5 protein-coding genes are annotated in these 4,216 nt (G+C 71.3%); 3 read left to right on the top strand and 2 right to left on the bottom strand.

The annotated features are described in order from the left end of the window. Both APM_RS10320 and APM_RS10315 read right to left on the bottom strand, forming a co-directional pair. Nucleotides 1–689, bottom strand: a 689-nt coding sequence (locus tag APM_RS10320; RefSeq protein WP_007423316.1) for an MFS transporter, incomplete at its 3' end; no start/stop codon positions are given. A gap of 72 nt (nucleotides 690–761) precedes the next feature. Next, a complete protein-coding gene (locus APM_RS10315) occupies nucleotides 762–1,280 on the bottom strand; it encodes a DUF2244 domain-containing protein (protein WP_231295282.1) in 519 nt (172 codons plus the stop codon). Nucleotides 1,281–1,359: 79 nt separating this feature from the next. Between APM_RS10315 and nth the strand changes: the two genes are divergently transcribed. The 3 genes from nth to dapF form a co-directional block, all read left to right on the top strand. Continuing rightward, nucleotides 1,360–2,082: an endonuclease III gene (gene nth, locus APM_RS10310; protein ID WP_039888279.1), complete on the top strand. Its 723-nt coding sequence runs from the start codon at nucleotides 1,360–1,362 to the stop codon at nucleotides 2,080–2,082. After that, entirely contained in the window at nucleotides 2,079–3,548 is a 1,470-nt protein-coding gene (locus tag APM_RS10305; protein WP_007423315.1) for an APC family permease, read from the top strand. Before nth ends, APM_RS10305 begins: the two co-directional genes overlap by 4 nt. A 69-nt stretch (nucleotides 3,549–3,617) precedes the next feature. Continuing rightward, nucleotides 3,618–4,216, top strand: a 599-nt coding sequence (gene dapF, locus APM_RS10300) for a diaminopimelate epimerase (RefSeq protein ID WP_007423312.1), incomplete at its 3' end; no start/stop codon positions are given.

Raw genomic sequence — 4,216 nt, 5'->3', positions numbered from 1 at the left:
CCCACCCGTTCGAGCATCGGCGCGATATAGGTGAACACGCTGAACAGGCTCGCCGAGCTCAGCACCGCCATCAGCATGGCGAGCAGCACCTGCGACCGTCCGAGAATCCGCACCTCGTTGAGCAGCCTGGCCGATCCCGCCCGCAGGTCGCGCGGCAGCAGCAGCGCGATCGCCGCCATCGCGACGAGGCCGATCGCCGCCACCACCCAGAAGGTCGCCCGCCATCCCGCCGCCTGGCCGAGGATGGTGCCCGCCGGCACGCCGAGCACATTGGCGAGCGTGAGGCCGAGAAACACCAGCGCCACCGCCCGCGCCCGCTTCTCCCGCGGCGCCAGCTCCGCCGCGACGACCGAGCCGATCCCGAAGAACGCCCCGTGCGACAGCGAGGTGACCACCCGCGCCGCCAGCATCGTGTCATAGCCCGGCGCCAGCGCGCAGAGCGCGTTGCCCAGCACGAACACGCCCATCAGCCCGAGCAGCGCCGCCCTGCGCGGCCACCGCCCGACCAGCACCGCGAGGAACGGCGAGCCGAAGCTCACCCCCAGCGCATAGGCGCTGACCAGGAATCCCGCGCGCGGGATCGAGACCGAGAAATCGCGCGCGAGATCGGGCACCAGCCCGACGATGACGAACTCGCTCGTGCCGATGGCGAAGCTCGCGACGATGAGCGCGAGCAGGGGAAGTTTCATGCCGGAATTCCGCGAAAAGGGAACGGCAGTGAACACGCCGTCGGCGCCGGCGGCAACGCCCGCCGGCGGAACTCAGCCCCGTGTCTGCGGATTGTCGAAGCGCGGCGAGCGCATCCGGTGGATCGCCGCCTTCAGCGCATCGGCGAAATCCCGCCGCTCCGCATCCCCCAGCGCCATGCCGACGATCTGCCGCGCCTCCCGGTTCGCCACCGAGACGATCGGATTGGTCCCCGCCTGTTCCTCGACATCGACGCGCAGCCACCCCGCCTCCAGCCGCACCTCGCTCCTGCGCCCGCCCGGCGTGGTGCGGGTGATGGTCAGCGCCTCGTCGGTCAGCACGATCACCTCGGACGCCTTCGCCCCGCGCATGTTCATCCCGTAGAGCGTGACGGCGAGGATGAGATCGGCCCCGTTGAACCCGATCACCGGCATCGCGCCCAGCCGCCACATCAGGCTGGTCACCAGCAACGAGCCGGTCGCCATCACCCCGAACACGACGAACATGCCGCGCCGGCTCATGCTCCGGTGCGGCGTCAGCACCGCCTGGAAAATCGGCCGTCCCTGTCCGGCCATACCCAACGCTTCCGCCATGACGTTATCTTCGCATCGAATGCGCATTCCGCAAGCATGGATGCTTGCCAAAATCCCCCCCGCCCCGCACAAATCGCGGATGCCGACCGCCACCGAACAGCCCCCCAAGCGCCGCCCCACCGTCCCGCAGGCCCGCGTGCGCAGGATGAAAACGGCGGATATCCGCCCCTTCCTCGAAGCCATCTCGGCCGGCAACCCCGAGCCGCGCACCGAGCTCCACTACGCCGACCCGTTCTCGCTGCTCGTCGCCGTCGTCCTATCCGCGCAGACGACCGACGCCGCGGTGAACAAGGCGACCCCCGGCCTGTTCGCCGCCGCCCCCACCCCGGCGGCGATGGCGGCCCTCGGCGCCGAGGGCATCGGCCCGCATATCCGCTCGATCGGCCTCTGGCAGTCCAAGGCGAGGAACGTCGCCGCCCTCGCCGAGCTCCTCGTCGAGCGGCATGGCGGCGCGGTCCCCGCCGAGCGCGAGGCGCTCGAGGCCCTGCCCGGCGTCGGCCGCAAGACCGCGAATGTCGTGCTCAACGAAATCTTCGGCCAGCCCACCATGGCGGTGGACACCCACATCTTCCGCCTCGCCAACCGCACCGGCCTCGCCCCCGGCAAGACCGTGCGCGAGGTGGAGGACGGCCTGGTCAGGCGCATCCCGCCCGACCTGCTGCGCCGCGCCCATCACTGGCTGATCCTGCACGGGCGCTATGTCTGCAAGGCCCGCCAGCCCGAATGCTGGCGCTGCCCCGGCGCGCAATGGTGCGTCTTCACCCCCAAACCCGCGGCACCCGCGAGGGGCCGCCGGGCATGAGCGCGTCCTCCGGCTTCCGCCTCGCGAAGACCCTCGGCCTCGCCGCCGTCGTCGCCTCGGCCGTCACCCAGGAATACGGCGCCGGAATCAACTTCGTCGTCCCCCAGAGCCTCGGCGTCTATCCCGGCATCGGCGCGCTGGTGCCGCTGGCGATGTTCGCGACAGGCCTCGTCATCTTCCTGAAGGTCTTCCTCTACGCCCGGTTCTCCCGCGCCATGCCGCGCGCCGGCTCGTCCTATGTCTGGACGGTGCGCGCCCTCAACCTGCCGCTCGGCTTCATCCTGCATTTCGTCTGGTGGGCCAGCATCACCGCGGCGATGGGCTTCATCGCCTTCGCCTTCGGCAATTTCCTCGGCAACGCGATGGTCAATGCCGGCTTCGCCGCCGGCCACCTGCTGCTCTCGAAGCCCGGCCATCTCGTCCTCGGCCTCGCCGCACTCTGGATCATCTACGGCATCCATGTCGCCGGCATCCGCGATTACGGCCGCCTCGTCGTCATCCTGCTCGCGCTCGTCGTGGTCACCGCCCTCGCCGTCGGCGTCATCGGCTTCGCCGCCGACCCCGCCGCCCTGCTGCACACCGCCGCGGCGCGCACCGGCATCGCCTTCGCCCGCCCCGCCGCCGCCCCGCCCTTCGACGCGCACGCCTTCCTCGCCGTCTGCACCCTGTTCATCTTCGCCTATGGCGGGCTGTCCGGCGCGCCCGCCCTGTCGGGCGAGACCGAACACGCCGAAACCGTGATGCCGCGCGGCATCGTCATCGCCTGGCTCACCTCGGTCGTGCTGTTCTCGCTGGTCGCCGCAGCACTGCTGCACGCCGTGCCCTGGTGGGCGGCGCTGGACCTCATCCGCCACAAGCACGCCTCCCTCGTCACCGCCCCCGGCATCATCGGCCTCGCCGCCCCGCGCCCGCTCGCCGCGGCGCTCGACCTCGTGATCGCGCTCATCGTCGGCAAGACGCTCGCGCCGCAGATGGTCGTCACCTCGCGCATGCTCTTCGCCTGGGCCGAGGACGGGCTGATCCCCGCCCGCTTCGCCGAAACCTCGCGCCGCCGCGCCCCGGTCGCCGCCCTCACCCTCACCGTCGTGCTCGCCTCGCTCTTCCTCGTGCAGGCGACCTATATCGGCTGGGCCTTCGGCATCGTCGCCCGCTCGGTCACCATCCTGCTGGTCTGGCTCGCCGTCGCCTGCGCCGCGCTCAACCTGCGCTACAACCCGCGCCATGCCAGCCATGGCTGGTCCGAGCCCTTCCGCCGCGGCGTCATGGTCGTGCCCGTCGCCCTGCTCTCCATCGTCGTCACCATCGCGCTGATCCGCTCGGTGCTGGTGCTGCCCCACGCGCCCTTCTACGTCCAGCCGCTGTTCCAGGGCGCGGTGATGGCGCTGATCGGCACGGCGCTCTATCTCCGCGCCCGCCGCGTCGCCCCCGGCCTCGCCGCCGTCACCGCAACGCTCCCCCTCGAATAGCGCCCCCTTCCGCGCCGCGCCGCGACGCCATATACGAACCGCATGGCAGCGGCCCGACCCTTTCTGAAAATGCACGGCGCCGGGAACGATTTCGTCGTTCTCGATGCCCGCGCGCACCCGCTTGACCTCGCCCCCGCCGCCGCCGCCCGCATCGCCGACCGTCACCGCGGCGTCGGCTGCGACCAGATCATCCTGATCGAGCCGGACGACGGCGCCGCCGCCTTCATGCGCATCCTCAACGCCGATGGCTCGGAATCCGGCGCCTGCGGCAACGCCACGCGCTGCGTCGCCGCCCTGCTCGCCGGCGAAACCGGCGCCCGCCGCCTCGCCATCCGCACCAATGCCGGCCTGCTGCCCGCCGAAATCAAGGGCCCCACCCTGGTCGAGGTCGACATGGGCGCGCCGAAACTCGGCTGGGAAGACATTCCCCTGGCCGAACCGGCGGACACGCTCTCGCTCCGCCTCGCCCTCGGCCCGGTGCAGAACCCCGCCGCCTGCTCGATGGGCAACCCCCACGCCACCTTCTTCGTCGACGACCTGACCCACCTGCAGATCGAGACGATCGGCCCCAAGCTCGAACACGCCCGCCTCTTCCCCGAGCGCGCCAATATCGGCTTCGCCCGGATCGACGCGCCGGACCGCATCCGCCTGCGCGTCTGGGAACGCGG

Source organism: Acidiphilium sp. PM, assembly GCF_000219295.1.
Taxonomy (GTDB): Bacteria; Pseudomonadota; Alphaproteobacteria; order Acetobacterales; family Acetobacteraceae; genus Acidiphilium; species Acidiphilium multivorum.
The sequence above is the reverse complement of the archived record's forward strand: the minus strand, read 5'-3'. Positions and strand labels throughout refer to the sequence as shown.

What these genes read in the sequence shown, in the direction of transcription:
- APM_RS10315 (WP_231295282.1), bottom strand. Translation starts at nt 1,280, where the DNA reads ATGGCGGAAGCGTTGGGTATGGCCGGACAGGGACGGCCGATTTTCCAG.
- nth (WP_039888279.1), top strand. Translation starts at nt 1,360, where the DNA reads ATGCCGACCGCCACCGAACAGCCCCCCAAGCGCCGCCCCACCGTCCCG.
- APM_RS10305 (WP_007423315.1), top strand. Translation starts at nt 2,079, where the DNA reads ATGAGCGCGTCCTCCGGCTTCCGCCTCGCGAAGACCCTCGGCCTCGCC.